We start from the raw sequence: 23,636 nt of genomic DNA, 5'->3' as shown, positions 1-23,636 counted from the left end.
TCTTGCCTTTTCCCACTTGTGGGACAAGGCAAAAGTTCTCAATGCCTGAAATGTCTCACACCGGTAAACACCATGGCGATGCCGTGCTCGTCGGCGGCGGCGATGACATCGTCGTCGCGCATCGAGCCGCCGGGCTGGATGACGGCGGTGGCGCCGGCTTCGATCGCCGACAAAAGCCCGTCGGCGAAGGGAAAGAACGCGTCTGACGCGACAACAGAACCTTTGGTCAATGGCTCCACCAGGCCGGCAGCCTCGGCCGCGTCGAGCGCCTTGCGCGCCGCGATGCGCGAGGAATCGACCCGGCTCATCTGGCCGGCGCCGATGCCGACGGTGGCACCATCTCTGACGTAGACGATGGCGTTCGACTTGACGTGCTTCGCGATGCGGAAGGCGAATTTGAGATCGGCCATCTCGGCCGGCGTCGGCGCGCGCCTGGTCACCACTTTCAGGTCTAGGTCATCGACAACCGCATTGTCGCGGCCCTGGACGAGCAATCCGCCGGAAACGGATTTCACGGTGGTTCCGGCCGAGCGCGGATCGGGCAGGCCGCCGGTGACAAGCAAGCGCAGATTCTTCTTGGCGGCGACGATGCGGATTGCGTCTTCCGAGGCGCCCGGCGCGATGATGACCTCGGTGAAGGTTTTGACGATCTCCTCGGCGGCTTCGGCATCGAGGCTACGGTTCATCGCGACAATGCCGCCAAAAGCCGACACCGGGTCGCAGGCAAGCGCCTTGGCATAGGCCGTCTTCAGCGAGGTACCCTCGGCGACGCCGCACGGGTTGGCGTGCTTGACGATCGCGACAGCGGCGGAGCGCGCCGGGTCGAACTCGCCGACCAGTTCGAAGGCGGCGTCGGTGTCGTTGATGTTGTTGTAGGAAAGCTGCTTGCCCTGAAGCTGGCGCGCCGTCGCGACGCCCGGCCGCTTGTCGCCATCGACGTAGAAACCGGCGCTCTGGTGTGGGTTCTCGCCGTAGCGCATCACCTGGTCCAGCCTGCCGCCGAAGGCGCGCCAGGTGGGATGCTCGATCTCCAACGCTTCGGCGAACCAGCCGGAGATCGCCGCATCATAGCTGGCGGTTCGGGCAAAAGCCTTGGCCGCCAGCTTCTTGCGGAAATCCAGCGAGAGCGAGCCGAAATTCATCTCCAGGGCGTTGAGCACCGAGGCATAGTCTTCGGGGTCGGTGACGATGGCGACGTAAGCGTGGTTCTTGGCGGAAGCGCGGATCATCGCCGGGCCGCCTATGTCGATGTTCTCGACGATCGAGGCATAAGCAGCGCCGGAGCGGCGGACATCCTCGAATGGATAGAGATTGGAGACGACGAGATCGATCGGCTCGATGCCATGATCGCGCATCGCCGCGGCGTGTTGGGGATCGTCGCGCACGCCAAGCAGCGCTCCATGTACCGACGGATGCAGCGTCTTGACGCGGCCGTCCATGATCTCTGGAAAACCGGTGAGGTCGGAGACGTCGCGCACGGTCATGCCTGCCTCAGCGATGGCCTTTGCCGTGCCGCCGGTTGAAACCAGCTCGACACCGGCCGCGGCCAGCGCCCTGGCGAAGTCGATGAGCCCGGTCTTGTCGAAAACGGAAAGCAGCGCGCGACGCACGGGGACGAGATCGGGCGCGGGAATGTTCTTGGCGGCGACGGCCATGGGCTGGCGGCCTTTCACGGCTGGTTGGGAAAGTGTCGGCGCGCCGTAGCACATGACATCAGGAAATCAAGCCGCTACAGCCTCCTTGCTCCAGGCTCGGACCATTCGCCACGGGCAGTTTCAGCTTTTTTCCGGATAGCCGGCGATGCCGGTCCGCGTCAGTTGCCAATGGACCTCGGAAATCTCCGATGCCTTGAACGCCAGTACGATCTGCCGGCTACGGCGCGGGCCGCCAAGGCCGGCGAAATAGATGGATTCATCGACCTCGGGCGCCACTTCGGTACAGGTAAACACCCAGCTGTCGGCCTGGTCGGCGGCCAGTACCAGGCGGCCGTGCTCGTCCTGGAGCAGGCTTATGTCGGGATGGATGTGGAAGCGCACCGTGACGAAATCGCGGCCGTTGTTGCGGATCGCAGCATTGCCCGGCCGCAGAAAGCGATCCCTGCCGGCGAGCACATTGCCGTTCGCCGACAATTTCAGCTCGCGCTCATGCAGCAGGCCGAAGCGCGCGACATAGCCGTCGTGGCGGGCCAAAAACCCTTGGCTGCCCTGCTGGTCGGTGCGCTTGCAAGGCACATGCTGCGGGCCGCCGATCAACGGCGTGCCGAGCAAATCGTTGACGCGCAGCGAATGGCTGAACCGCGCCGACGACGTATCGTTGATGGTGGCGGTCGAATGGGCGGCGGTGGCGCGGGCAAGCGGCCGGAATTCGGCGGCGCCATAGGTGTCGACGCCAGCGTTAACGACATAATGCTGGCGGCCGGAGGACAGCTCGAAGGCCAGGCATCCGGCGTGCGCCGCGTTGGAAACATCGATGGGGGGCGGCGGGCCGGTATCGGCGATCACGGTGACGCCGCCCATGGAAAGGCGCTCGTAGCCCGAATGCGGCGCGTGCAGCAACGGCGCGCCGGCGGTGTCGTCGTGGCGCAGAATGGTGGCGATGCGGTCGTGGATGGTCGCGCCCATGCCGTTGAAGCGGGCGAGGCTGCCGTCCTGGTGGCGAAAGAAGCGCAGCGCCGGCAGCATACGGTCGATGGCGCCCATCAGCGCCGGCGGCGGTGTTTCGGCTTGATTGGCATAAGTCTGGCGCAGCGGCAGAAGGTCGGCGAGGATTTCAAGAACAGCTATCGGATTGCGGGAAATATGGCCGCCATCCGGCAGGATCTGGCGGTCGAGCTCCTCGGCGAGATTGCGGGTCGCGCCGCGCAGCGTCGATGCCGACGCCGGCAGCGACAAGGCGGCGAAGGCGAGCGCGATGCGGGCGCGCAGCAGTTCCTTGCCGTCCGGCATCTCACGTGCCATCGCCCTGAGATAGCGGATCTGCACGGCCAGCGATTTCAGGAACGCCCGATAGAAGGGAAATTCAGCGCCCTGCAGCACCACCGAGGAATGCTGCAGCCAGGCAATGACGCGCTTGGCCGTCGTGCCGGGCTCCCAGGCAACACCGGAAATATGGCTGCCATGGATGGTGATCCAGTCGGAGACCAGCGCGCGGGCATTGGCGGCGGCGAGCTCGGTGCCGGCGGCGCGCATATGGCGCAGCCAGCGAAAGCCGTGCAGCGTCTTTTGCCAGCCGGGATTTTGCACGGCGATCTGGAAGGGCGACTTGCCGCCGGTCTCGACCAGATGTCCCGACAGCGGATAGCGGCCATAATAGATCTCGAGCGCGATCTGCGGGTCGGCCAGGCGCAGGTCCGGCGGCGCGATCAAAACGCGTTCCGGCGTGCGGCCGGAATAGCGCCAGCGATAGATCGGCCCGGCGCGCAGGCGCCGGCGCGCCTTGCGCCAGAACTCCTTCGCGACAAGCGTCCATAGGCGCGTCGTGCTGCCGGCAGCGATCGCCAAAAGCCCTCCTCAAGTCCTCATCCGAGAACAAGCTTATATGATTCAAGAACTTATGCGAAGGCGAATTCAACGGGAGCCCTGGAGTTCAGCCTGTTTTCCGCAGGATTCTTCCTAAGACAGCCGGCGAATTTTCCGTGTTAGCCGGCCCTGCGCATGCGAGCGGCGAAGAAGCCGTCCAGGCCTGACCGTTCCGGTGTGCCGAGTTCGAGATCGGCGGGCGTGGTGCGCAGCGTTCCTTGCGACGTCAGGAACGGATCGATGCCGGCGATCTCGCCCGGGCGGAGCGGATCATCGGCGATATCGGCCGTGCCGGCGAGGAAGGCCCGGTGAAGCGCCTCGCCTTCGAGCGGGTCGAGCGAACAGTTGGAAAAGACGATGCGCCCTCCGGGCCTGACCAGGGTGACGGCGCGGGCGAGCAGCCTTCGCTGCAGATCGGCGAGCTTTTCGACGTCGGCCGCCGTCTTCGTCCAAGGCACGTCGGGATGCCGCCGCACCGTGCCGGTCGAAGAGCAGGGTGCGTCGAGGAGAACGGCGTCGAACAGTTCCTTCGGCTCGTATTTGAGCAAATCGGCCTGGACGATCTCTGCGGGCAGACCGAGCCGTTCGAGATTCTGCGAGAGCCGCGCCAGCCGGTTTTTTGAGGAATCGATCGCGGTGACCTCCGCGCCGCCGAGAATGAGCTGAGCGGTCTTGCCGCCAGGGGCGGCACAGAGGTCGGCGACGCGCAAACCCCTTATGTCGCCAAGGAGTCGGGCCGGAAGGCTGGCGGCGGCGTCCTGAACCCACCAGGCGCCGTCTTCGAAACCGGGCAGCTCGGTGACGGAGGCGCTGAGTTTTTCCACCCGCACCGTGCCGGTCGGCAGCACGATGCCGCCGAGCCGCCCGGCCCACAGCGCGGGATCGGACTTGACGGTGAAGTCGACCGGTGCCTCGTACCGATGTGCGGCGAGAATCTGCCTGGCCTTGTCGACGCCATAGGCAGCTTTCAAGCGATCGGAAAACCATCGCGGCGCTTCGTCGGTAGCGGCAAGCGCTGCGGCCAGTTCTGTTTCCTTGGATCGGGCCAGCGTGCGCAGCACGCCGTTGACAAGACCGGAAAAGCGCACCGTGCGCGGATCCGACTTGGCGTGGGTCACGGCTAGATCGACGGCGGCGCTATCGGGAATGTCGAGGAACAGGATCTGCGCCGCCGCCACATGCAGAATATGCGAAAGCGCGGTGGCGTTGGGCGGCAGCGGCTTTTCCAGCCGACGCGCCAGCGACCCCGATATGGTCATGCGGAAGCGCAGCGCAGTGACCAGTATGGCGCGCACCAGCGCCCGGTCACGCAGGTCGAGCGCCTTGTATTGCGGATGGCCGTTCTCATGGTCGGTCAATCCGTCAAGCGGCGTCTTGGCGTCGATGACGGCGGCGAGCAGCCTTGCTGCCGCCTTGCGCGCCGCAAGGCCGGCAACGGGCTCGCCGGGGCTCACCGCATGGTTTTCATGATCGCCTGAAATTCGGTGCCGGCGTTTCGCTTCGCTCACGACCACGGGCCCTTGGGTCCGGTCGGATTGCGGCCCCAGGGATTGGATTTCGGCCGGGCCGGTTGCGCCGGCGGCTGCTCAGGCTGCTGGGCTGGCTTCCCCCACGGGCCGGATGGCTGCTGCTCGCCAGCCTGCTTTGGCATCGGAGTTTGCGGCCGCGGCGGGGTGGATGCGCCACCAACCGTCATATCCCGCGCCATCGCCTGCAGGGCCGCGATGCGGTTGTCGGTGTTCGGGTGAGTGGAAAACAGACTGTCCATGCGCTCGCCGGATAGAGGATTGATGATGAAGAGGTGGGCGGTCGCCGGATTGCGCTCGGCATCCGGGTTGCGGATGCGTTCGGCGCCGCGGGCGATCTTGTCAAGCGCCGAGGCAAGCCAGAGTGGCTGTCCACAGATTTCGGCACCGCGCCGGTCGGCCTCATACTCGCGGGTGCGGCTGACCGCCATCTGCACGATCATGGCCGCGAACGGCGCTACGATCATCGCCACCAGCACGCCGACAAAGCCGAAAGAATTGTTGTTGTCGCGGTTGCCGCCGAAAAAGAAGGCGAAATTGCCGAGCATCGAGATCGCGCCGGCAAGCGTGGCGACGATCGTCATGGTCAGCGTGTCGCGGTGCTGCACATGGGCGAGTTCGTGCGCCATCACCGCGGCGACCTCTTCAGGCGACAGCTGCTGCAGCAATCCGGTGGTGGCGGCGACCGCGGCATTCTGCGGGTTGCGGCCGGTGGCGAAGGCGTTGGGCTGCGGGTTGTCGATCAGATAGGTTTTCGGCATCGGCAGGCCGGCCTGTTTGGCCAGGCTCTGCACGATGGCGTAATATTCCGGCGCGTTCCTTTCGTCGACCTCGACGGCGCGGTTCATCGACAGCACCATCTTGTCGGCGTTCCAATAGCTGAACAGGTTCATGCCGGCCGCAATCAACAGGGCGATCACCATGCCGCCCGATCCACCGATCATATAGCCGACGCCCATGAACAGCGCAGTCATAGCGGCCAAAAGCATGGCGGTGCGAAGTGTGTTCATTGTCTGCTCCGTTTCTGCCTGCGCCGCGTAAAGGGGGTCGATCCTTGTCGACTGATCGCTATATGATGGGAAGCACTGGCCCCTGTTTCAATTGGCGCCGGTTTCTCTGTTGGAATATCGCATGATCGACGAATCCAGTAAAACGGGCCAAACCAGCAATACAGATGCCGATCCCGGCTACGATGCGCCGCGAAAGGCGCTGACGCCGGCAGCCCGCCGCGCTTTGGCGGAAGCGGAAGCACGGCGCGACCGCTATCGCCAGCAGGAAGCCGCGATGCCGCGGGAGATCGGCGGCCGTGGCGGCAAGGAACCCGGCCGCTATGGCGACTGGGAGGTCAAAGGCCTGACCAGCGATTTCTAAGGGCACGTTGAGATTTAGGTGGATGCCGGCCGGCCTGCGAATAGCGGGTTCCTGCGCTCCCGGTACTCGTGTTGCGGATCACGCATCTCGGAGATTAGCGGGAACACCCTTCCCATTCGTCATCCCAAGGTTTCCGCTACGTCGCTTCGCTCCTGCTCCGCCCTGGGGACGAAGCTGGGACGGCTTAGGAGGCTGCGGCCGCCAGTTGTTGCGGCTCAAGGGCGATCCAGCCGCGGTCGTCAACGCTGATGCCGATCGCGTCGTAGCCGGCGATTGCGGCATGCGGCGTTTGCAGCGGGTGCTGGTGCGTGGCGCTGATCACCATGACCGTAGCCCCTGCGGCCTCGGCCGCCGATATTCCGGCCGGCGCATCTTCGAAAACGAGGCAGTCGCGCGCGTCGACGCCCAGCTGCTCGGCCGCCAGCTGAAAGCAATCGGGCGCCGGCTTGCCACGGGAAACATCCTCCGCCGCAACGAGCACGGCGGGAAGCGGGATACCGGCGGCCGCGATGCGCAGGAGCGCCAGTTCGCGCGGCGCGGAGGTGACGATGGCCCAGCGCTCGGGCGGCAGCGACGCCAGAAACGCCGCGGCACCGGCGATCGGAAGGACGCCGTCGACGTCGGCCACCTCGGCCTTCAAAAGCGCATCGGCTTCGCGCATCGGATCGACGCCTGGCAGCGCCAACCGCGCGATGGTCTCGATCGCCCGCACGCCGTGGATCGTCGGCAGGAATGCGGCAACGTCGAGGCCTTGCCGGCGTGCCCAATCTGCCCAGACCCTTTCTGCCGCGGCAATCGAATTGACCACCGTGCCGTCCATGTCGAAAAGGAAGGCTGCGAATTTCTTGCCTGCGAACATCTGCTATTTCCGGTTGTTTGGAGGGATCAAAGCCTGTTGGGCGACCGTAACGTCGCATCGGCTGCATGGGAAGCGCGAGACCGCGTTTTCGACCATGCCAGGGAACCACGACGAGCCCTCTCGCGTTCACCAGACTGTCTTCCATGACACTCAACGGGGGAACCGCGATGCTGATTAGGCTCGGCTATGAAATCGCCATCGATTGTGCCGAAGCCACCCCAGTGATTTCGCTGCTCGAGATCCACAAGGAGCGCCAGGCCGACATCAAGCGGCAGACGCGCGTGCTGACCTCGCCGTCGGTCCCAACCACGGTCTATCACGATCTTTATGGCAACACCTGCCGCCGCTTCACGGCGCCCGGCGGCGGCTTTCGCATTCTCTACGATGCCGTCGTTGAGGACAGCGGCGAGACCGACCAGGTCAACACACTGGCCAGGGAGGTGCCGGTGACGGAGTTGCCCGACGATGTGCTCTGCTATCTGCTCGGCAGCCGCTATTGCGAGACCGATCATCTCAGCGATCTAGCCTGGCAGCTCTTTGGCCATCTGCCCCGCGGCTGGGCGCGGGTCCAGGCGATCGTCGACTATGTCCATAATCGTCTGTCGTTCGGTTACGGCTATGCGCGCCCGACCCGCACGGCCGCGCAGGCACATGAAGAGCGCGTCGGCGTGTGCCGCGACTTCGCTCATCTTGCGATCACGCTTTGCCGCTGCATGAACATTCCTGCCCGCTACGTGAACGGCTATCTCGGCGACATCGGTGTGCCGGTCGACCCGGCGCCGATGGATTTTTCGGCGTGGCTGGAAGTGTTCCTCGAGGGCAAATGGTACACGTTCGATCCCCGCCACAACATCCCGAGGATCGGTCGCGTCGTCATCGCGCGCGGCCGCGACGCGACCGACGTGCCGCTGCTGCACAGTTTCGGGCCGCACCGGCTCGGGCTGTTCAAGGTCTGGACCTACGAGCAGGAAAGCAACCTGTTCAACCCGCCCCATCGCGGGGTCGACAGAACCGTCAGCGCGCAGATGCTGGCGTAGGGGCATTACGATGATCGGGGCTGTCCTGCGGCTCTGATACGTCTGATCCGCTCCGGCACAGCCCGCCTGTGCCGGATCGGGACCGAGTTCTTATGCTCCACGGCACACGGAAGGATTATGGTAAGCGCTTTGTAAACAAAACTGCTGCAGCGGCTAGTCGTTTACCGGCTGTTCACCCTGCCGCATTTCGAAATCAAGCAGAAACAATGAGTTGACGACTAGCCGCCGGCGTTGGCCGCTTGGCGGCGCCGTTTCGGCCGGAATCCTGCAATGCGCCTCGCACGGCCTTGAGGTCGTGGCGAACGGAGGCGAAAGCATGCGGCATTTTGGGGGTTTTGTTCACGCGATCGGCGGCTTTGCCAGCGATCGAAGCGGAAACTTCGCGGTTCTGTTCGGCATGGTCGCGTCGGTGCTGGCACTGAGCGTCGGCTTTGGCGTGAACGTTTCCCAGCTCTACAACGCCAAGTCGAGCCTACAAGGTGTGGTCGATGCGGCGGTGACCTCGACGGCGCGCGACCTGACCACCGGCGTCATCAAGGAGGCCGATGCCAACAAGTCGGTGCAGACGTTTCTCGACGCCAACAGAACGGCCGGCATCCTGGAGGCTGACCAGATCGTTCTCGACAAACTGACCGTCGACAAGACCGCCAAGACCGTCCAGGCGGACGTCCACGTCAACGTCGGCCTTTATTTCCCGTTTTTCAGCATGGGCGATACGCGGCGTGTCGCGGCGTCGACCACAGCGCTCTATTCGGACAAGCAGATCGAAGTGGCGATGATGCTCGACGTGACCGGATCGATGGCGGCCAGCTGGTATAAGAAGACCGACAAAATTGGCGACTTGCGGACTGCGGCCTCGAAGGCAGTGACCGATCTGCTTAAATGGAACCGCGACAAGGCCAATCCCCGCATACGCGTTGCGGTCGTTCCTTACGCCGAAGCCGTCAATACAGGCGGCCTGGCCAGCACGGTGTTCGTCGAGACGGAACATGGGCCAAGGGTACCGCCGCCAATCGACGCTGCGGTTTCGGCATCGTTGACGCTGGGGCGTGATAAATGCGCCACCGAGCGCAAGGACAAGGATGGCTACGCCGACTATTCTTCCGACGGGCCTTATACGCGGCGCCAGGACAATAATGGTAAAACCTATCTGGCCAAAGTGAATCGGGACTACGATATGGGCAATTGCCCGTCTGCCGCGCTCATCCCCCTGACGGCCGACGAAGACAAATTGCTCACGACAATCGCCCATTTTCAGGCGGACGGCGTCACGGCCGGTGGTATCGCCGCGCAGTGGGGTTATTATATGCTTTCGCCGTCGTGGCGCTCGGCGATTGCCGATGCCGGTCTGGGTGCCGGTCCCGCCAATTTCGACAGCAGAAGAGTGGCCAAGGTCGCCATCCTGATGACCGACGGCCAGTTCAATACTGCCTTTGCCAAGGGGCGTGGGACGCCCAGGTCACAGGATCAAGGCCAGATCTCGAGAAACAATGCCGAAGCCATCTGCGATAACATGAAGCGCGATGGGATCGAAATCTTCACGATCGGCTTCGATCTGAACGATCCGACCATGACGGTGAACGAGAGGGACCAGGCCAAGAGCGTGCTCAAGAACTGCTCCACGGCGGACACGTCCTCGCTGAAGCACTATTACGAGGCCGCCACGGGCACGGAATTGTCCGCCGCCTTCGACGAGATCACCGGGAATATCGAGAAGCTTACCATCAAACGCTGATCTACCCCTCGTTCGGGCCCGATACACGAATTCCAACAAGGAAAAGGCCGCCGCTTCTTGCGAAGCCGGCGGCCTTCCGTGTTTCCGTCCATGGCGCGGCTCATTGGCGGCGACGATTTGCGTCACCAGCCGCGCATCTCGCGCCTTAACGGGAAGACTGCTTCCCGAAAGTGCAATCCGCTGAGGCCACGTTCTGGAAAACGAAATCACTCGACATCGGATCACCTCCTTTCGATTTGTTGAACACACCCTCATGATGGGGTGTCGGTCGGCAAATGGCAAGGCGCCATGGTGAAAATGCCGCGCAAGCTGTCGCTAGCGGCTTGCGACGATCCGATCGGACAGGCAAAGTCGGCGTAGGGGTCGCCAGTGTGCCAACAGGGGGAGGACCAGGGATGGAGGCAGCCGAAAGAGCCGCGCGGATCGTTCGAACCGTCATCGAAACGCTAAAGCCCGGTTTCGCGGTCAAGCTGTGGACCGGCGAGCGGATCGGGCCCGCCACCGGCCCCGTGCTCACCATCAACGACCAGGACATCGTCTGGCAGGTGATGCGCCGGCCCAACCTCTCGACGCTGATCGAAATGTGGATTTCCAAGACCATCGACGTGGAAGGCGGATCGCTGTTCGATTTTTACGCGCTGCCTTCCCAAGGCAAGCTCCGGACAAAGCTAAAGTCGCTGCCCAAGCTTGCGGTCCTGCGCGACCTGCCGGCCGTGCTGTTTTCGAGAAAGCAGATGGCGGCGCGGACCGACCTTTCCGGGCGCAATCCTTTCGTCAGCGGGTCGAACAGGCAAGCGATCCAGCACCACTACGACATTTCGAACGCCTTCTACCGGCTCTTCCTCGACGAACGCATGGTCTATAGCTGCGGCTATTTCACCGATTTCGCCAACGGTATCGACCAGGCGCAGAAGGACAAGCTCGACCACATCTGCCGCAAGCTCCGGCTGAAGCCGGGCGAAAGGCTGCTCGACATCGGTTGCGGCTGGGGAGCCATGCTCATCCATGCCGCGAAAAATTACGGCGTCGTCGGCCATGGCGTTTCTCTGTCGGAAGCCCAGACCCAGCTCGCCCGCGAGCGCATCCGCGCCGAGGGGCTGGAGGATCGCATCACCATCGAGATAAAATCCTACGCCGAGCTGTCCGGCTCCTTCGACAAGATATCGTCGATCGGCATGTTCGAGCATCTGGGGCTTGCCAACCACGCCACCTATTTCTCGACCATCCATCGCCTGCTCAAACCGGGTGGCATCTATCTGCACCACGCCATCACCCGGCGCGACAAGGGCAACATCAAGAAGACCCTGCGCAAGGGTCCGGAATTCAAGGCGCTGATCAAATACATCTTTCCCGGCGGCGAGCTAGACACGATCGGCATGACGCTCGGCAATCTCGAAGCGCACGGCTTTCTCGTCTACGATGTCGAGAATCTGCGCGAGCATTACGCCCGCACCTGCCGCCTGTGGGCTGAGCGCCTCCACGCTCGTTTCGACGAAGCGATCGCCGAGGTCGGCGAAGCCAAGGCGCGCCTCTGGCTGCTTTATCTCACCGGCTGCTCGATCACCTTCGAACGCGCTTCGGCGCAGATATTCCAGACCGTCGTAACCAAGCGGGCGCGGGGACCAAGCGGTCTGCCGCCAACGCGGGCGGATTTGTATCGGTAGCGCGAGAGGGGGCGCATAAATGGCTGAGCCGAAGATCCTAAGAATCGGTGTGCCGTGGCTACTGGCCATAGCAACCCTGGTGATGTGGTTTGTTACTATTGCGCTGATGTGGAACCGGCTTAACGTGGATGAGACCACATGGGGCCGCATGATGTCCATCATGACGGCGCTTCAGTCGCTGGCGTTTGCCGCTGCCGGGGCGCTATGGGGCGTCAAAGTGCAATCCGTCGAGACAGACAAGGCCAAGGACGGTGAGGCCAAGGCAAAAGAGGATAAAAGCAAGGCTGTTGATGTTGCCAGGGAAGGCAAGACGCTTGCAGACATGTTGGACCAGGCGTTGGCCAAGGGCGGCTCTGGAACGATCAATCTTCGCGCGGATAATGTTGGCATGTCAGGCCTAAGGGAGCAGGCCCGGAGAGTCCGAGCGATGGCACTGCCCTAAACCAAGCGCATCGTTGCGCCGAGTTCTACCCGCGCCGGCCTGTCCACCGTGCAATAGACGCCAAGATTGTGCGCGTTGTGGCGAACCAGATTGCGCAGGATTGCCGGGTCGTGGTCGAAGCCGTCCTGGGCGATGATGGTGAAGCCACAGCGGCGGCATGGTTCGGAGATGGTCAGCAGCAGATCGCCGATCGCCAGCTTGCGTCCGATCCATTCCGTTTCCGGGAACGACCCCTCGATCGCTGTCATGTCGATGACGATGTTGGGGCGGAAACGGCGCGGGTCGACGGCGCCTTCCGGGTGCAGCGCCTTCAGGCGCGCCAGCGAAGCGGTGGTCAGGAGGTGGATGGGCGCCTTGCGGTAACGCTCGACGGTCAGAAGGCCGGCGTAGTCAGGCGCGTCTTTCTGGCGAAACGGCCGGATCGATGCCGCGAAGCCGAGATAGGCGGAAACGGCATAGTCGCTCTCGATGCTCGGCGCCGTCAGCCACTTGCCACCGGGCACGGCAATCTCAAGCGCGCGGTCACCACTCAGCCGGGTCCGGATGAGCGGCACCTTGTGCCATTTCCCCTCGCGGTCAGGCCGCGCGATCTCACCGTCAGAAGCATCGACGAGGCCGAACAGGCGGTCGCCGTCGATGGTATCGAGTGCGACGGAGATCACATCCTGGCGTTCGCCGGCGAGCGAGCTCGCCGGATAGCGCCAGAGCTCGCTGACAGTGCCGATCTCCGTCGAGGCGGGCATCAGGCCCTCTTGTTCTGCCGGTTGGCGACGAGGTCGTCGACGACCGCCGGGTCAGCCAGCGTCGAGGTATCGCCAAGTGCTGAAAAATCGTCCTCGGCGATCTTGCGCAGGATACGCCGCATGATCTTGCCCGAACGGGTTTTCGGCAGGCCGGGAGCGAACTGGATCTTATCGGGCGTGGCGATGGCGCCGATATCCTTGCGGACATGGGCAACAAGTTCCTTGCGCAGCTCCTCGCTCGGCTTCTCGCCTGCCATCAGCGTGACATAACAGTAGATGCCCTGGCCCTTGATGTCGTGCGGATAGCCGACGACGGCGGCTTCCGAGACCTTGTCGTGGCTGACGAGTGCGGATTCGACCTCGGCCGTGCCCATACGGTGGCCGGAAACATTGATGACATCGTCGACGCGGCCGGTGATCCAGTAGTAGCCGTCGGCGTCGCGGCGGCAGCCGTCGCCGGTAAAATATTTGCCCTTATAGGTCGAAAAATAGGTCTGCACGAAACGCTCGTGATCGCCATAGACGGTACGCATCTGGCCTGGCCATGAATCGGCGATGCAGAGGTTGCCGCTGGCGACACCTTCCAGCACCTTTCCGTCGCCGTCGACCAGTTGCGGCTTGACGCCGAAGAACGGCCGCGTCGCGGAACCTGCCTTGAGGTGGGTGGCGCCGGGCAGCGGCGTGATCAGGATGCCGCCGGTCTCGGTCTGCCACCATGTGTCGACGATCGGCACCTTGCCGTTGCCGACGACGTTGAAATACCACTCCCAGGCCTCCGGATTGATCGGCTCGCCGACCGTGCCGAGCACGCGCAGCGACTTTCGCGACGTCCCGGCGACGTGGGCGTCGCCGGCACCCATCAGCGCGCGCAACGCCGTCGGCGCGGTGTAGAAGATGTTGACCTTGTGCTTGTCGATAACGTCCCAGAAACGGGACTGCGACGGATAGTTCGGCACGCCTTCGAACATCAGCGTGGTGGCGCCGTTGGCGAGCGGCCCGTAGACGATGTAGCTGTGGCCGGTAACCCAACCGACATCGGCGGTGCACCAGTAGATATCACCGTCATGGTAGTCGAAGACATGTTGGTGGGTCATCGAGACATAGACGAGATAGCCGGCCGTGGTGTGCAGCACACCCTTCGGCTTGCCGGTCGAGCCCGACGTGTAGAGGATGAACAGCGGGTCCTCTGCCTTCATCTTCTCGGGCTTGCATTCCGCCTTAACCGTGGCGACCTCGTCGTGATACCAGACGTCGCGTCCGGCCACCCAGCCGGTCTTGCCGCCGGTGCGGCGCACGACCACGACCTTCTCGACTTTCGTTCCGGCCTTGGCCGCGATCTCGATCGCCTTGTCGGTGTTCTCCTTCAAGGGGATCGGCTTGCCGCCGCGCACGCCCTCGTCGGCGGTGATGACGAAGGTCGATTTGCAGTCGTCGATGCGGCCGGCCAGCGCGTCCGGCGAGAAGCCGCCGAAGACCACAGAATGGATCGCACCGATGCGCGTGCAGGCGAGCATCGCATAGGCGGCTTCCGGGATCATCGGCATGTAGATGGTGACGCGGTCGCCCTTCTTGACGCCGTGCTTCTTCATCACATTGGCGAGCCGGCAGACATGCGCGTAGAGCTCGTTGTAGGTGATCTTCCTGTCGTCGTAGGGGTTGTCGCCTTCCCAGATGATGGCGGTCTGGTCGCCGCGCTTCTTCAGATGCCGGTCGATGCAATTCCACGAGACATTGGTCTCGCCGTCTTCGAACCATTTGATCGAGACCTTGCCGTCGAACGAGGTGTTCTTGACCTTGCTGTAAGGCTTGAACCAGTCGATGCGCTTGCCGTGCTTGCCCCAGAACTTGTCCGGGTTCTTCACGCTGTCGGCGTACCATTTCAAATAGGTGTCATTGTCGATCAGCGCATTCTTCTTCCACGCCGGCTGGACGCGATGGACATGAACCTCGGACATATTTTCACTTTCCTCCCGAAACCAGGCCGCCCGGCTTGACCGCCGGCGGCATCGCGGCGAAGCGGCCGCGAATTCGCGCGCATTATTAACAGTTCCGCGGTGACGGCAACATTAGACGTTGGATTCGCGCGGCGGGATGCCGCAGACGTCGTTTTCGCCGCTATCAGCACTCGACTACGATCGCTGCTAACCGCATGTTTTTGCGTCGTAAATCTGGTCTCTGACTACGAAATATCAATAGACGATTAAGCAAATAGCGCGCACAATTTCGCATTGGGAGGAAAGGAGAATCAACCCAGAGGATCGAAATGCGCGACCAATCCGAAATCGACCTGATGCTTAGGGGATATGGCTTGACCACGGCCAAGATTCTTTATCATTTTCCCGATCACCCGCATCTGCTGCAGAGCTTCATCTGGCAGGACTACGATATCGCTCCGAAATTTCCGGTACTGATCCGGTTCATCGAGTTCTGGCAGACCAAGCTCGATGGCCCGCTGCATTCGGTGAGCTATACGCACCAGAAGCTGATCGCGCCCAACGAATGGCACAAGGTCGATGGCGAGTTCGTGCTGCATTAGGCAACGGCCCAGAAGTTCTAACGGCTGCTTTGCGTGGCGGATCGCATGCCTTGGCGATTTGCGGAAACGTCCATCGCGTCGTCATCCACGGGCGGAGCAAGGAGCGTAGCGACGCGGCGCAGACCCGAGGATCCATGCCGCGACTTCCAAGCGCTGCTGCGGTGCAGAATTCTGCTTCGCTGCATACTTCGACAAGGTAACGGCATGGATCCCAGGGTCTCCGCGACGGAGCTTCGCTCCTGCTGCGCCCTGGGATGACGAAGTTGGGGTCACCCGAAACGAATGATCGCGCCGGTCAAACCGCGGGCGGGTTGAGCCTGGCGAAGCCTTCCTGCCGGCGATACGGAAAATACGGGTAGGGCGCAGTGACCGCGATTGCCGCGTCGAGCTTCTTCATCTGGTCTGATGTCAATGACCACCCGACGGCGCCGAGGTTTTGGCGAAGCTGCTCCTCGTTGCGCGCGCCGATGATGACGGAGGCGACGGTGGGGCGCTGCAGCAACCAGTTAATGGCGATCTGCGGCACGGTCTTGCCGGTTTCTTCGGCTATCGCGTCGAGCGCATCGACCACCCGGTAAAGCTGCTCGTCCTCGACTGGTGGCCCGAAGCTTGCGGTGTCGTGTAGCCGGCTTTTCTCCGGCAGTTTCTCGCCGCGGCGGATCTTGCCCGTCAGCCGGCCCCAGCCAAGCGGGCTCCATACCAGCGCACCGACACCCTGGTCGAGGCCGAGCGGCATCAGCTCCCATTCATAGTCGCGCCCGACCAGCGAGTAATAAACCTGATGGGCGACGTAGCGCGGGTAGCCGTGCTTATCCGCCAGGCCGAGCGATTTCATCACTTGCCAGCCGGAAAAGTTGGAGACGCCGACATAGCGCAGCTTGCCGGCGCGCACGAGACTGTCCAGTGTCGACAGCACCTCCTCGATCGGCGTTGCGGCGTCGAAAGCGTGCAGTTGCAGCAGGTCGATGTAATCGGTGCCGAGACGCCTGAGCGCGTCCTCGACGGCCTTGATGAGACGCGAACGGGAGGAGCCGGCATCGTTGGGTCCGTCGCCCATCGGCAGCGATGTCTTGGTCGAGATCAGCACGGCGTCGCGGCGGCCCTTGATGGCCGCGCCGAGCACCTCTTCGGAGGCGCCGTTCGAATAGACGTCGGCGGTATCGAACAGGTTGACGCCGGCCTCAAGGCAGATGTCGACCAGCCGCCGCGCTTCCGTCGCATCGCTGTTGCCCCAGGCGCCGAACAGCGGCCCCGAACCGCCGAAAGTTCCCGCGCCGAACGAGAGCGCCGGAACCTTCAGGCCCGATACGCCAAGACGTCGATAGTCCATGATCTTATCCTTTTGAGTTGCAAGCTAGGCAGCCGATGTTCCGCTCAGTTTTTGACTAGCATATTGAGGTCGATGGCGTCGGCCATGGCCCGGTTTCCGTTGTCGCCCGGATGAAGATGGTCGCCGGAATCGAACTCGGGCAGCAGACGCGTCGGATGCGATGGGTCTCGGAGCAAGAGGTCGAAGTCGACTACGGCATCGAAGGCGCCGCTGGTTCTGATCCAGCTGTTGACCTTCTGGCGCAATGCCTCCTTTTCAGGCGTGTAATAAGCATCGAGAGGCGTGCCCCTCAACGCACCCTCGAACGGGGTCAACGTGCCGCCGACAATACTGAGATTGTGAGCGTGAGCCTGGGCAGCGAGTTGCAGGTATCCGCTAATCAAGGATTCGAACGAAGGGAGGGATTTTTCCGGCGCGAATGGCGTTCCGGGCCAACTGATGTCGTTGATGCCGATGAGCAGGATCACGGCCTTGACACCGGGCTGAGCAAGGACATCGCGGCTGAAGCGGGCGGATGCTTTCACCCCCATTGCATCGTCCAGCAGCCTGGCCCCGGATATGCCCGCGTTGACCACCGCCATCTGTTTCGGGACGAGGCGCTCGGCGAGGAAGTCGGGCCAACGGTTGTCTGTGTCCAGCGAAGCCCCGTTCCCGTCGGTGATCGAATCGCCGATGGCGACGATGGCACCGTCATTTGCGGGCGCATCGACCAGGATTTCGGTAAGCAGGATACGTGCGTCGGTGGTTTGGGTGGTCGCGAATGCTTCCGAAGCCGTCTGGTTGCCGGCGCCGATGTAAGCAGTCTGCTTGCCATCCCAATGGAAGGTGGAGAGCGGCGTTTCCGGCGGCAGATAGACCGACACGGAAAGGTGGCTCAGAGCGTCGACGGGCAAGTCCACTGGGTCGCTGGTCAGGGATGCGCCTGACGGAATTATTGCCTTCTCCCGCCCGCCGAAAGTCATTACGCGATCGGTGCCGGACACGATTTTTGAGCCATCGCCGGAGACCGCCACATGAGCTTCGCCGATCTGCACCGGCGTGCTTGCATACTCGTTCGACAACACGACGCGGAACCTCTGGCCGCCAAGGCTGATCCTGGCTGTCTGGCGGATGGTCTGGTTCTCAAGCTTCGGCGGTATCTTAACCGGGAGGGCAAAATCGGCTTCCCATGTCGATTGAGGACTGGCCAGCCAAGTGCCCACCCAAGCCTGCCTTTCGCCGGCGATGGCCGGATCGAATATGAAGGAAGCTACCAATGCGAGCAGAGCTAGCTTCAAGTGCTTGGTTGTCACGGCAGTGATGGCGCGGCGAACCGGGTATCTCATGCTGGTCACAACGGTCTCTCCTCTTGGGTCGAGTCGTGGTTTCTGTCGGGATCGGGCATTCGGATCATTCGGGCAGCAGTTACTCCGTGGTGCCGGGGCAGACAGCGACCGGTGCGAATCGCTCTTCGCTTCTTTCGAGACGCAGCGCCAGTGTGGCGACGCCGAGCGCCGCGACCGGCAGCAGGGCGGCGACCCAGGTGACGGCGCCGAGGCCGGGGCCATGGGCGATGACCACGCCGCCGAGCCAGGCGCCGGCGGCATTGCCGAGATTGAAGGCGGCGATGTTGAAGGACGAGGCGAGGCTCTGGCCGGCCCCTTGCGCCTTTTCCAGCACCCACATCTGCAGCGGCGCCACGGTGGCGAAGGCGGCGGCGCCGAGCAGGCCGACATAGATGACGGCCATCGCCTGGCTGTGCAGAGCAAAGGTCATCGTGCCGAGCACCAGCGCCAGCACGACGAGACTGCCGAGAACGGAAGGCACCAGCCAGCGGTCGGCGAACTTGCCGCCAAGCAGATTGCCGGCGATGAGGCCGCCGCCGAAGACAAGCAGGATCGGTGACACGGCGGCTTCCCCAAAACCGGTGATCTCGGTCAGCAAGGGGGCGATATAGGTGAAGACGGCGAAGACGCCGGCATAGCCAAGCACGGTGGTGGCGAAGCCAAGCAGGACCGGCACGCGGCCGAGCACGGCGAGATCGCCGCGCAGGTCGCTCTTCTCCGGCGCCGCCTGGCTGCGCGGCACCAGCAGCAGAATGATGGCGAAGGCGACGATGCCGACCAGGGTTACCGCCCAGAAGGTCGCCCGCCAGCCGAAGGCCTGGCCGAGCCAGGTGCCGAAGGGCACGCCGAGGATGTTGGCGATGGTCAGGCCGGTAAACATCAGCGCGATCGCCGAGGCCTTTTTGTTGGGCGCCACCAGGCCGGTCGCAACGACCGAACCAACGCCGAAGAAGGTGCCGTGGGCAAAGGCGGTGAGCACGCGGGCACCCATCAGTGTCCAATAGGCTGGGGCGAGCGCGCAGGCGAGATTGCCCAGCGTAAAGATCGCCATCAGTGCCAGAAGCACGGTCTTGCGCGGCCAGCGGCCGGTGGCGATGGTCAGCAGCGGTGCGCCGATGACGACGCCGAGCGCGTAGCCGGAAATCAGCTGGCCGGCGGCCGAGATCGAGACGCCGAGATCGGTGCTGACGTCGAGCAGCAGGCCCATGATGACGAATTCGGTGACACCGATGCCGAAGGCACCGGCGGCGAGAGCATAAAGAGCAAGAGGCATAGTGATCTTCCGATTCGGCCCGTTTGACAAAGGGACGCCGCGTCCTCCCACGCCCCGTCCCGGAAGATCGTGTCGCCATGTGCTATGAACCAGCCTTGCGTTGGGCACATTGTCTGTGAAATAGATTCACGAATGGCGAGACCCGACATCAACCGCTCCGGCGAGATCGAAGTGTTCGTCCGTGTCGTTGAGGCCGGCAGCTTTTCGGCCGCCGCACGTGCGCTGCGCATGACGCCATCGGCGGTCAGCAAGCTGATTGCGCGGCTGGAGGCGCGTCTTGGCGCTCGGCTGGTCAGCCGTTCGACACGCAAGCTGCAACTGACGCCGGAGGGAGTGGCCTTCTTCGACAGCGGCGTACGCATCCTGGCCGACATGGCGGCAGCCGAGCGCGAGGCGGCGGCGGGCGCCGCGCCGCGTGGGCGGTTGCGTGTCAACAGTTACGTGCCGTTCGGGCAGCACCGGCTGATCCCGCTTTTGCCGCGCTTTCTAGAGCGCTATCCGGAAATCGTAATCGATCTAGTTTTGACCGACAGTGTCATCGACCTGATGGAGGAGCGCGCCGATATCGCCATCCGCGCCGGGCCGCTCGGCGAATCACGGTTGGTGGCGCGCAAGCTCCGGCAAAGTCCGGTGGTCGTCGTCGCCGCGCCATCCTACCTCGGGAGGCATGGCACGCCGCGAACGCCGGCCGATCTCGATCGTCACAATCGGATGGGTTTCTGTTTCGTGCGCCATGTCGACGGCTGGCCTTTCGTCGACGCGACCGGCAAGGCTGTTGTCGTGCCGATCACCGGAAATGCACTGGTCAGCGATGGCGAGGCGATGCGGCTAATGGCGCTCTCCGGAGCGGGCATCGCCCGGCTGGCGCGCTGGCATGTGGAACCCGACATCGCAGCCGGGCGGCTGGTACCGCTTCTGGAGGACTTCAACCCCGGCGACGAGGAGCTTACCCACGCCGTCTATGTCGGGCAGGGCAAGCATTTGCCGGCGCGGGTGCGGGCCTTTCTCGACTTTCTGGTCGAGACGGTCCGGCTGACGTGAGCCAAAAAAGGGTCGAGAGCCCGCAGGCTCCCGAAATATCAATCGAAAAGTGAGATTGAGTTACTTTTTCGGCGCAAAGGGCGCCGGCCGCCTGCCCGCCGCCTGACGCTCGAGCATCCAGCCCGGATATTCGGCCGGCAGAGCGCTGACCTCGTCGAGGCGAGCAAGATCATCGGCATCGAGCTTCAATTCGGTGGCGGCAAGGTTTTGTTCGAGCTGCTCCAAACGGCTGGCGCCGATGATCACGCTCATCACGAACGGTTTTGCCAGCACATAGCCCAGCGCGACCGTGGCGACGCTGACGCCGTGCTTGCCGGCGATCTCGCGCATGACGGCAACCGCCGCCCAGGCGCGATCTTCGTTGACCGGCGGGAAATTGAAGCTGGCGCGGCGGCCCTCGCCATTGCCGGGAGCACCCGGTCCGTATTTGCCGGAGAGCAGACCGCCTGCCATCGGCGACCAGACCATCAGCCCAAGCTTTTCCTCGTTTAACAGCGGAACGATCTCACGCTCGAGATCGCGGCCGGCAATCGAGTAATAGGACTGGACGGTCTCGAAACGGGCAAAGCCTTTGCGCTCGGCAATGCCGAGCGCCTTGGCGATGCGCCAGGCTGCCCAGTTCGAGACGCCGACATAACGGACCTTGCCGCTGGCAACCAGATCGTCGAGCGCCCGCAGCGTCTCGTCGATCGGCGTCACCGTGTCGGTGCCGTGAAGCTGGTAGAGATCGATATGGTCGAGCTGCAGCCGCTCGAGGCTGGCATCGACCGAATCCATGATGTGGCCGCGTGAGGAACCGCGCTGGTTGGGGCCGTCGTCCATGGCGCCATGGACCTTGGTTGCGATGATCACATCCTGGCGCTTGATGCCGAGGTTCCTCAGCGACTGGCCGAGAAGCCGTTCCGATGCGCCGAAGGAATAGACGTCCGCCGTGTCGAAGAAATTGACGCCGGCCGCGAGCGAGCGCTCGACGATCCTGTCGACGCCGTCCTGGTCGAGGCTGGCGATCAGGCCCCATTGGGCGTTTTCGCCAGCGGCGCCAAAGGTCATGGTGCCGAGGCAAAGTTCGGAGACGAACATCCCCGTGTTTCCAAGTTGATTGTAGCGCATGGTGCGGCTCCAGAAGTTTGGTGGTGACGTCTGGCAAATAGGAACGGAACGTTTCGTTTCAAGTCTGCTAGCGGAACGAATTCGACCCGGCAGAAAGGTGCCGTTACGAACAGCAAGGCGCCGCCTCAACCAGCCAGGCGCGCCACGATCGCAAAGGCCGTCATGCCGAAGGCGACTGCGGCGAGCGGCAGGAGGAGCTCGACCAGCGCAGTCTTGGCGCTCACGCGACCTTGCCAGGTATCGAATTCGCCGGCGACCCAGTCCTCGAAGCTGTGGGCGGCTGTGCCGCCACGGTGATGGTGCCGAAGCCAGACACGCCCGGCAATGGCCGGCAGCGCCACCGAGATGATGATGAATCCGGTCATGACGACGAGAAGATAATCGGTATAGCCGCCGTCACCGAAGCCTATCCAGGCCGATAGCGCGTACCACGCAGCAAGCCCGACCATCGCCAGATAGACGTGCGGATGCAGCCCATGGGAGACATATCGATTATGGGGAATGCGTTCAGTGCTCATGATGCCCTCCTTCGGCGTGCAAAGGAACGGCCATGCTTGGTCGCTCGGATTCTCCTCGGAGCTAGCGCGCAACCAGGGCCTCGCATTGCGGTGCTATGACGCGGTCGCTACGATCGTCCCAGCATTGCGACCGCGTCAGCGCTGTGAGGCTGACGAAAAATGAGTCAGACTTCCCAAGGGTCGAGGACTGTCACGCCAGTATCGCCGAAGTCGGCGACGTTGCGTGTAACCAGGATGAGGTCGTGGACAAAAGCGGTGGCGGCAATGAGTGTATCGGCGCTGCCTCGCGTTCGGCCGGCTGAAATGCGGCCCCACGCCAAGGCGACCTCTTCGGTAACCGCAAGGATGCGATCGGCATTGTCTCGGCGAAGCTCTCGCAACCAGAGATCAAGACGGGTGGCTCGTTGAGGATCGACTTTACGCAGCTTGATGATCCCGCGCTCGATCTCGCCGATGGTGATAACGCTGAGACTTATCGAATCCGGATCTATGGAAGCCAGCCACGCGGTTGGCTTGGGTAAGCGTCGTTCCACATCCGAAACGATGTTTGTATCAAGCAGGTACATCAGAGGTCGATGTCGCGGATCATCGTATCCGAGCGACGGTTGACCTCCTCGGCGAAATCGTCGTCCCAGACAGGCCCGGTCAAAAGGTACTCTGCCAGTGACTTCTTTTTTCCCGCCAGACGGTCGTAATCTTCGACAGAAAGCACCACGGCTGCGCGCTCGCCACGCAAGGTTACCGTCTGCGGTCCTTCGCTGCGTGCGCGTTGAACCACTTTGGAGAAATTATTCTTTGCGTCCTGAAGATGCCAGTTCATGACGAATGATCCTAGCTAGCTTGGCTAGATATATATACTGGGCAAGCCTGAACATCAAGGTATCCGCTACCTGGCTCCGAAGATCGCGGAGCCGACCCTGACGCTGGTTGCGCCGAAGGCGATCGCCGTCTCGTAATCGCCGGACATGCCCATGGAGAGCTTTTCGACGCCGGCCTCAAGCGCAAGTTTCTCCAGCAGCGCGAAATGCGGGCCGGGATTCTCGTCGGCCGGCGGAATGCACATCAGACCTTCGATAGCGAGCCCGTGAACCGTACGGCAGCGGGTAACGAAGGCGACGGCTTCGCGCGGTTCGATCCCTGCCTTTTGCGGTTCCGAACCGGTGTTGACCTGGACGTAGAGTTTTGGTGACCGGCCTTGCCTGGCGATTTCCTTGGCGAGTTCGGCGGCGATCTTTTCGCGGTCGACCGTCTCGATGACGTCGAACAGCGCGACCGCGTCCTTCGCCTTATTCGATTGCAGCGGGCCGATAAGATGCAGTTCGATGTCGGGGATGACTTCCTTCAGCGCCGGCCATTTTCCTTGTGCTTCCTGCACTCGATTTTCGCCGAAGATACGCTGGCCGGCCTCGATGACCGGGCGGACATCGGTGGCGTCGAAGGTCTTCGAGACCGCGACCAGCGTCACCGCGCCGGCCTGCCGTCCCGCCTCGCGCTCGGCAGCGGCGATCTTCGCCTTGACCGTGAAAAACTGTTCGACGGCGCTCGTCATGCCTATATCTGCCTCTAGTTTTGATACTCGCCCGATCGCCGCAGTTGACGGGTCCGGCA

Annotated in this window: 22 protein-coding genes; 7 read left to right on the top strand and 15 right to left on the bottom strand. The window is 63.0% G+C overall.

What is annotated here, in order from left to right; genetic code table 11:
* Positions 1–38 precede the first annotated feature (38 nt).
* From purH to htpX, 4 genes are all read right to left on the bottom strand, one after another.
* Positions 39–1,655 carry a bifunctional phosphoribosylaminoimidazolecarboxamide formyltransferase/IMP cyclohydrolase gene (purH, locus tag AC0L26_RS11040; protein ID WP_473632532.1) on the bottom strand — a complete coding sequence of 539 codons (1,617 nt, stop codon included), beginning with the start codon at positions 1,653–1,655 and terminating at the stop codon, positions 39–41.
* A gap of 120 nt (positions 1,656–1,775) precedes the next feature.
* Positions 1,776–3,500: a heparinase II/III family protein gene (locus AC0L26_RS11035; protein ID WP_473632531.1), complete on the bottom strand. Its 1,725-nt coding sequence runs from the start codon at positions 3,498–3,500 to the stop codon at positions 1,776–1,778.
* 137 nt (positions 3,501–3,637) lie between these two features.
* Positions 3,638–5,032 (bottom strand): RsmB/NOP family class I SAM-dependent RNA methyltransferase, encoded by a 1,395-nt coding sequence (locus AC0L26_RS11030; protein ID WP_473632530.1) that lies wholly within the window; start codon positions 5,030–5,032, stop codon positions 3,638–3,640.
* Positions 5,023–6,054 carry a zinc metalloprotease HtpX gene (htpX, locus tag AC0L26_RS11025; RefSeq protein WP_473632529.1) on the bottom strand — a complete coding sequence of 344 codons (1,032 nt, stop codon included), beginning with the start codon at positions 6,052–6,054 and terminating at the stop codon, positions 5,023–5,025. Before htpX ends, AC0L26_RS11030 begins: the two co-directional genes overlap by 10 nt.
* Before the next feature lie 121 nt (positions 6,055–6,175).
* Here htpX and AC0L26_RS11020 point away from each other — a divergent pair, with 121 nt between their 5' ends.
* Positions 6,176–6,415 (top strand): DUF1674 domain-containing protein, encoded by a 240-nt coding sequence (locus AC0L26_RS11020; RefSeq protein WP_473632528.1) that lies wholly within the window; start codon positions 6,176–6,178, stop codon positions 6,413–6,415.
* Between the two features lie 184 nt (positions 6,416–6,599).
* Here the strand turns inward: AC0L26_RS11020 and AC0L26_RS11015 are convergent, their stop codons facing one another.
* Complete coding sequence (locus AC0L26_RS11015; RefSeq protein WP_473632527.1) at positions 6,600–7,274, bottom strand: HAD-IA family hydrolase; 675 nt, start codon at positions 7,272–7,274, stop codon at positions 6,600–6,602.
* A gap of 167 nt (positions 7,275–7,441) precedes the next feature.
* Between AC0L26_RS11015 and AC0L26_RS11010 the strand changes: the two genes are divergently transcribed.
* From AC0L26_RS11010 to AC0L26_RS10995, 4 genes are all read left to right on the top strand, one after another.
* Positions 7,442–8,311, top strand: a complete 870-nt coding sequence (locus tag AC0L26_RS11010) for a transglutaminase-like domain-containing protein (RefSeq protein WP_473632526.1) — start codon at positions 7,442–7,444, stop codon at positions 8,309–8,311.
* 316 nt (positions 8,312–8,627) lie between these two features.
* Positions 8,628–10,046 (top strand): TadE/TadG family type IV pilus assembly protein, encoded by a 1,419-nt coding sequence (locus AC0L26_RS11005; protein ID WP_473632525.1) that lies wholly within the window; start codon positions 8,628–8,630, stop codon positions 10,044–10,046.
* Positions 10,047–10,441: 395 nt separating this feature from the next.
* A complete protein-coding gene (locus AC0L26_RS11000) occupies positions 10,442–11,710 on the top strand; it encodes a cyclopropane-fatty-acyl-phospholipid synthase family protein (protein ID WP_354492606.1) in 1,269 nt (422 codons plus the stop codon).
* A gap of 19 nt (positions 11,711–11,729) precedes the next feature.
* The gene (locus AC0L26_RS10995) at positions 11,730–12,152 is read left to right on the top strand and encodes a hypothetical protein (RefSeq protein WP_473632524.1); all 423 of its coding nucleotides are present in this window, start codon (positions 11,730–11,732) and stop codon (positions 12,150–12,152) included.
* Here the strand turns inward: AC0L26_RS10995 and AC0L26_RS10990 are convergent.
* Positions 12,149–12,895, bottom strand: coding sequence for an MOSC domain-containing protein (locus AC0L26_RS10990; protein ID WP_473632523.1), 747 nt, complete (start codon positions 12,893–12,895; stop codon positions 12,149–12,151). The genes AC0L26_RS10995 and AC0L26_RS10990 overlap by 4 nt on opposite strands.
* Positions 12,895–14,850, bottom strand: coding sequence for an acetate--CoA ligase (acs, locus tag AC0L26_RS10985; RefSeq protein ID WP_473632522.1), 1,956 nt, complete (start codon positions 14,848–14,850; stop codon positions 12,895–12,897). The genes AC0L26_RS10990 and acs overlap by 1 nt, the downstream gene beginning before the upstream one ends.
* Positions 14,851–15,158: 308 nt before the next feature.
* On the opposite strand from acs, the gene AC0L26_RS10980 reads away from it, so the two are divergent.
* Complete coding sequence (locus AC0L26_RS10980) at positions 15,159–15,431, top strand: usg protein (protein ID WP_473632521.1); 273 nt, start codon at positions 15,159–15,161, stop codon at positions 15,429–15,431.
* Positions 15,432–15,726: 295 nt separating this feature from the next.
* On the opposite strand, the gene AC0L26_RS10975 is transcribed toward AC0L26_RS10980, so the two are convergent.
* The 3 genes from AC0L26_RS10975 to AC0L26_RS10965 form a co-directional block, all read right to left on the bottom strand.
* Positions 15,727–16,761, bottom strand: coding sequence for an aldo/keto reductase (locus AC0L26_RS10975; protein ID WP_473632520.1), 1,035 nt, complete (start codon positions 16,759–16,761; stop codon positions 15,727–15,729).
* Positions 16,762–16,805: 44 nt separating this feature from the next.
* Positions 16,806–17,825, bottom strand: coding sequence for an SGNH/GDSL hydrolase family protein (locus AC0L26_RS10970; protein WP_473632519.1), 1,020 nt, complete (start codon positions 17,823–17,825; stop codon positions 16,806–16,808).
* Positions 17,826–18,165: 340 nt separating this feature from the next.
* Entirely contained in the window at positions 18,166–19,359 is a 1,194-nt protein-coding gene (locus tag AC0L26_RS10965) for an MFS transporter (protein WP_473632518.1), read from the bottom strand.
* Between the two features lie 132 nt (positions 19,360–19,491).
* Here AC0L26_RS10965 and AC0L26_RS10960 point away from each other — a divergent pair, with 132 nt between their 5' ends.
* Positions 19,492–20,400, top strand: a complete 909-nt coding sequence (locus AC0L26_RS10960) for a LysR family transcriptional regulator (protein ID WP_473632517.1) — start codon at positions 19,492–19,494, stop codon at positions 20,398–20,400.
* A gap of 60 nt (positions 20,401–20,460) precedes the next feature.
* On the opposite strand, the gene AC0L26_RS10955 is transcribed toward AC0L26_RS10960, so the two are convergent.
* From AC0L26_RS10955 to AC0L26_RS10935, 5 genes are all read right to left on the bottom strand, one after another.
* Entirely contained in the window at positions 20,461–21,510 is a 1,050-nt protein-coding gene (locus tag AC0L26_RS10955) for an aldo/keto reductase (RefSeq protein ID WP_473632516.1), read from the bottom strand.
* A 125-nt stretch (positions 21,511–21,635) separates the two neighbouring features.
* Positions 21,636–22,028: a hypothetical protein gene (locus AC0L26_RS10950; RefSeq protein ID WP_473632515.1), complete on the bottom strand. Its 393-nt coding sequence runs from the start codon at positions 22,026–22,028 to the stop codon at positions 21,636–21,638.
* Between the two features lie 164 nt (positions 22,029–22,192).
* Entirely contained in the window at positions 22,193–22,594 is a 402-nt protein-coding gene (locus AC0L26_RS10945; protein ID WP_473632514.1) for a PIN domain-containing protein, read from the bottom strand.
* The gene (locus AC0L26_RS10940; RefSeq protein WP_473632513.1) at positions 22,594–22,848 is read right to left on the bottom strand and encodes a type II toxin-antitoxin system Phd/YefM family antitoxin; all 255 of its coding nucleotides are present in this window, start codon (positions 22,846–22,848) and stop codon (positions 22,594–22,596) included. Before AC0L26_RS10940 ends, AC0L26_RS10945 begins: the two co-directional genes overlap by 1 nt.
* 66 nt (positions 22,849–22,914) lie before the next feature.
* A complete protein-coding gene (locus tag AC0L26_RS10935) occupies positions 22,915–23,577 on the bottom strand; it encodes a YggS family pyridoxal phosphate-dependent enzyme (protein WP_473632512.1) in 663 nt (220 codons plus the stop codon).
* Between the last annotated feature and the right edge of the window lie 59 nt (positions 23,578–23,636).

Source organism: Mesorhizobium sp. WSM4823 (genome assembly GCF_055811195.1).
The sequence above is the reverse complement of the archived record's forward strand: the minus strand, read 5'-3'. Positions and strand labels throughout refer to the sequence as shown.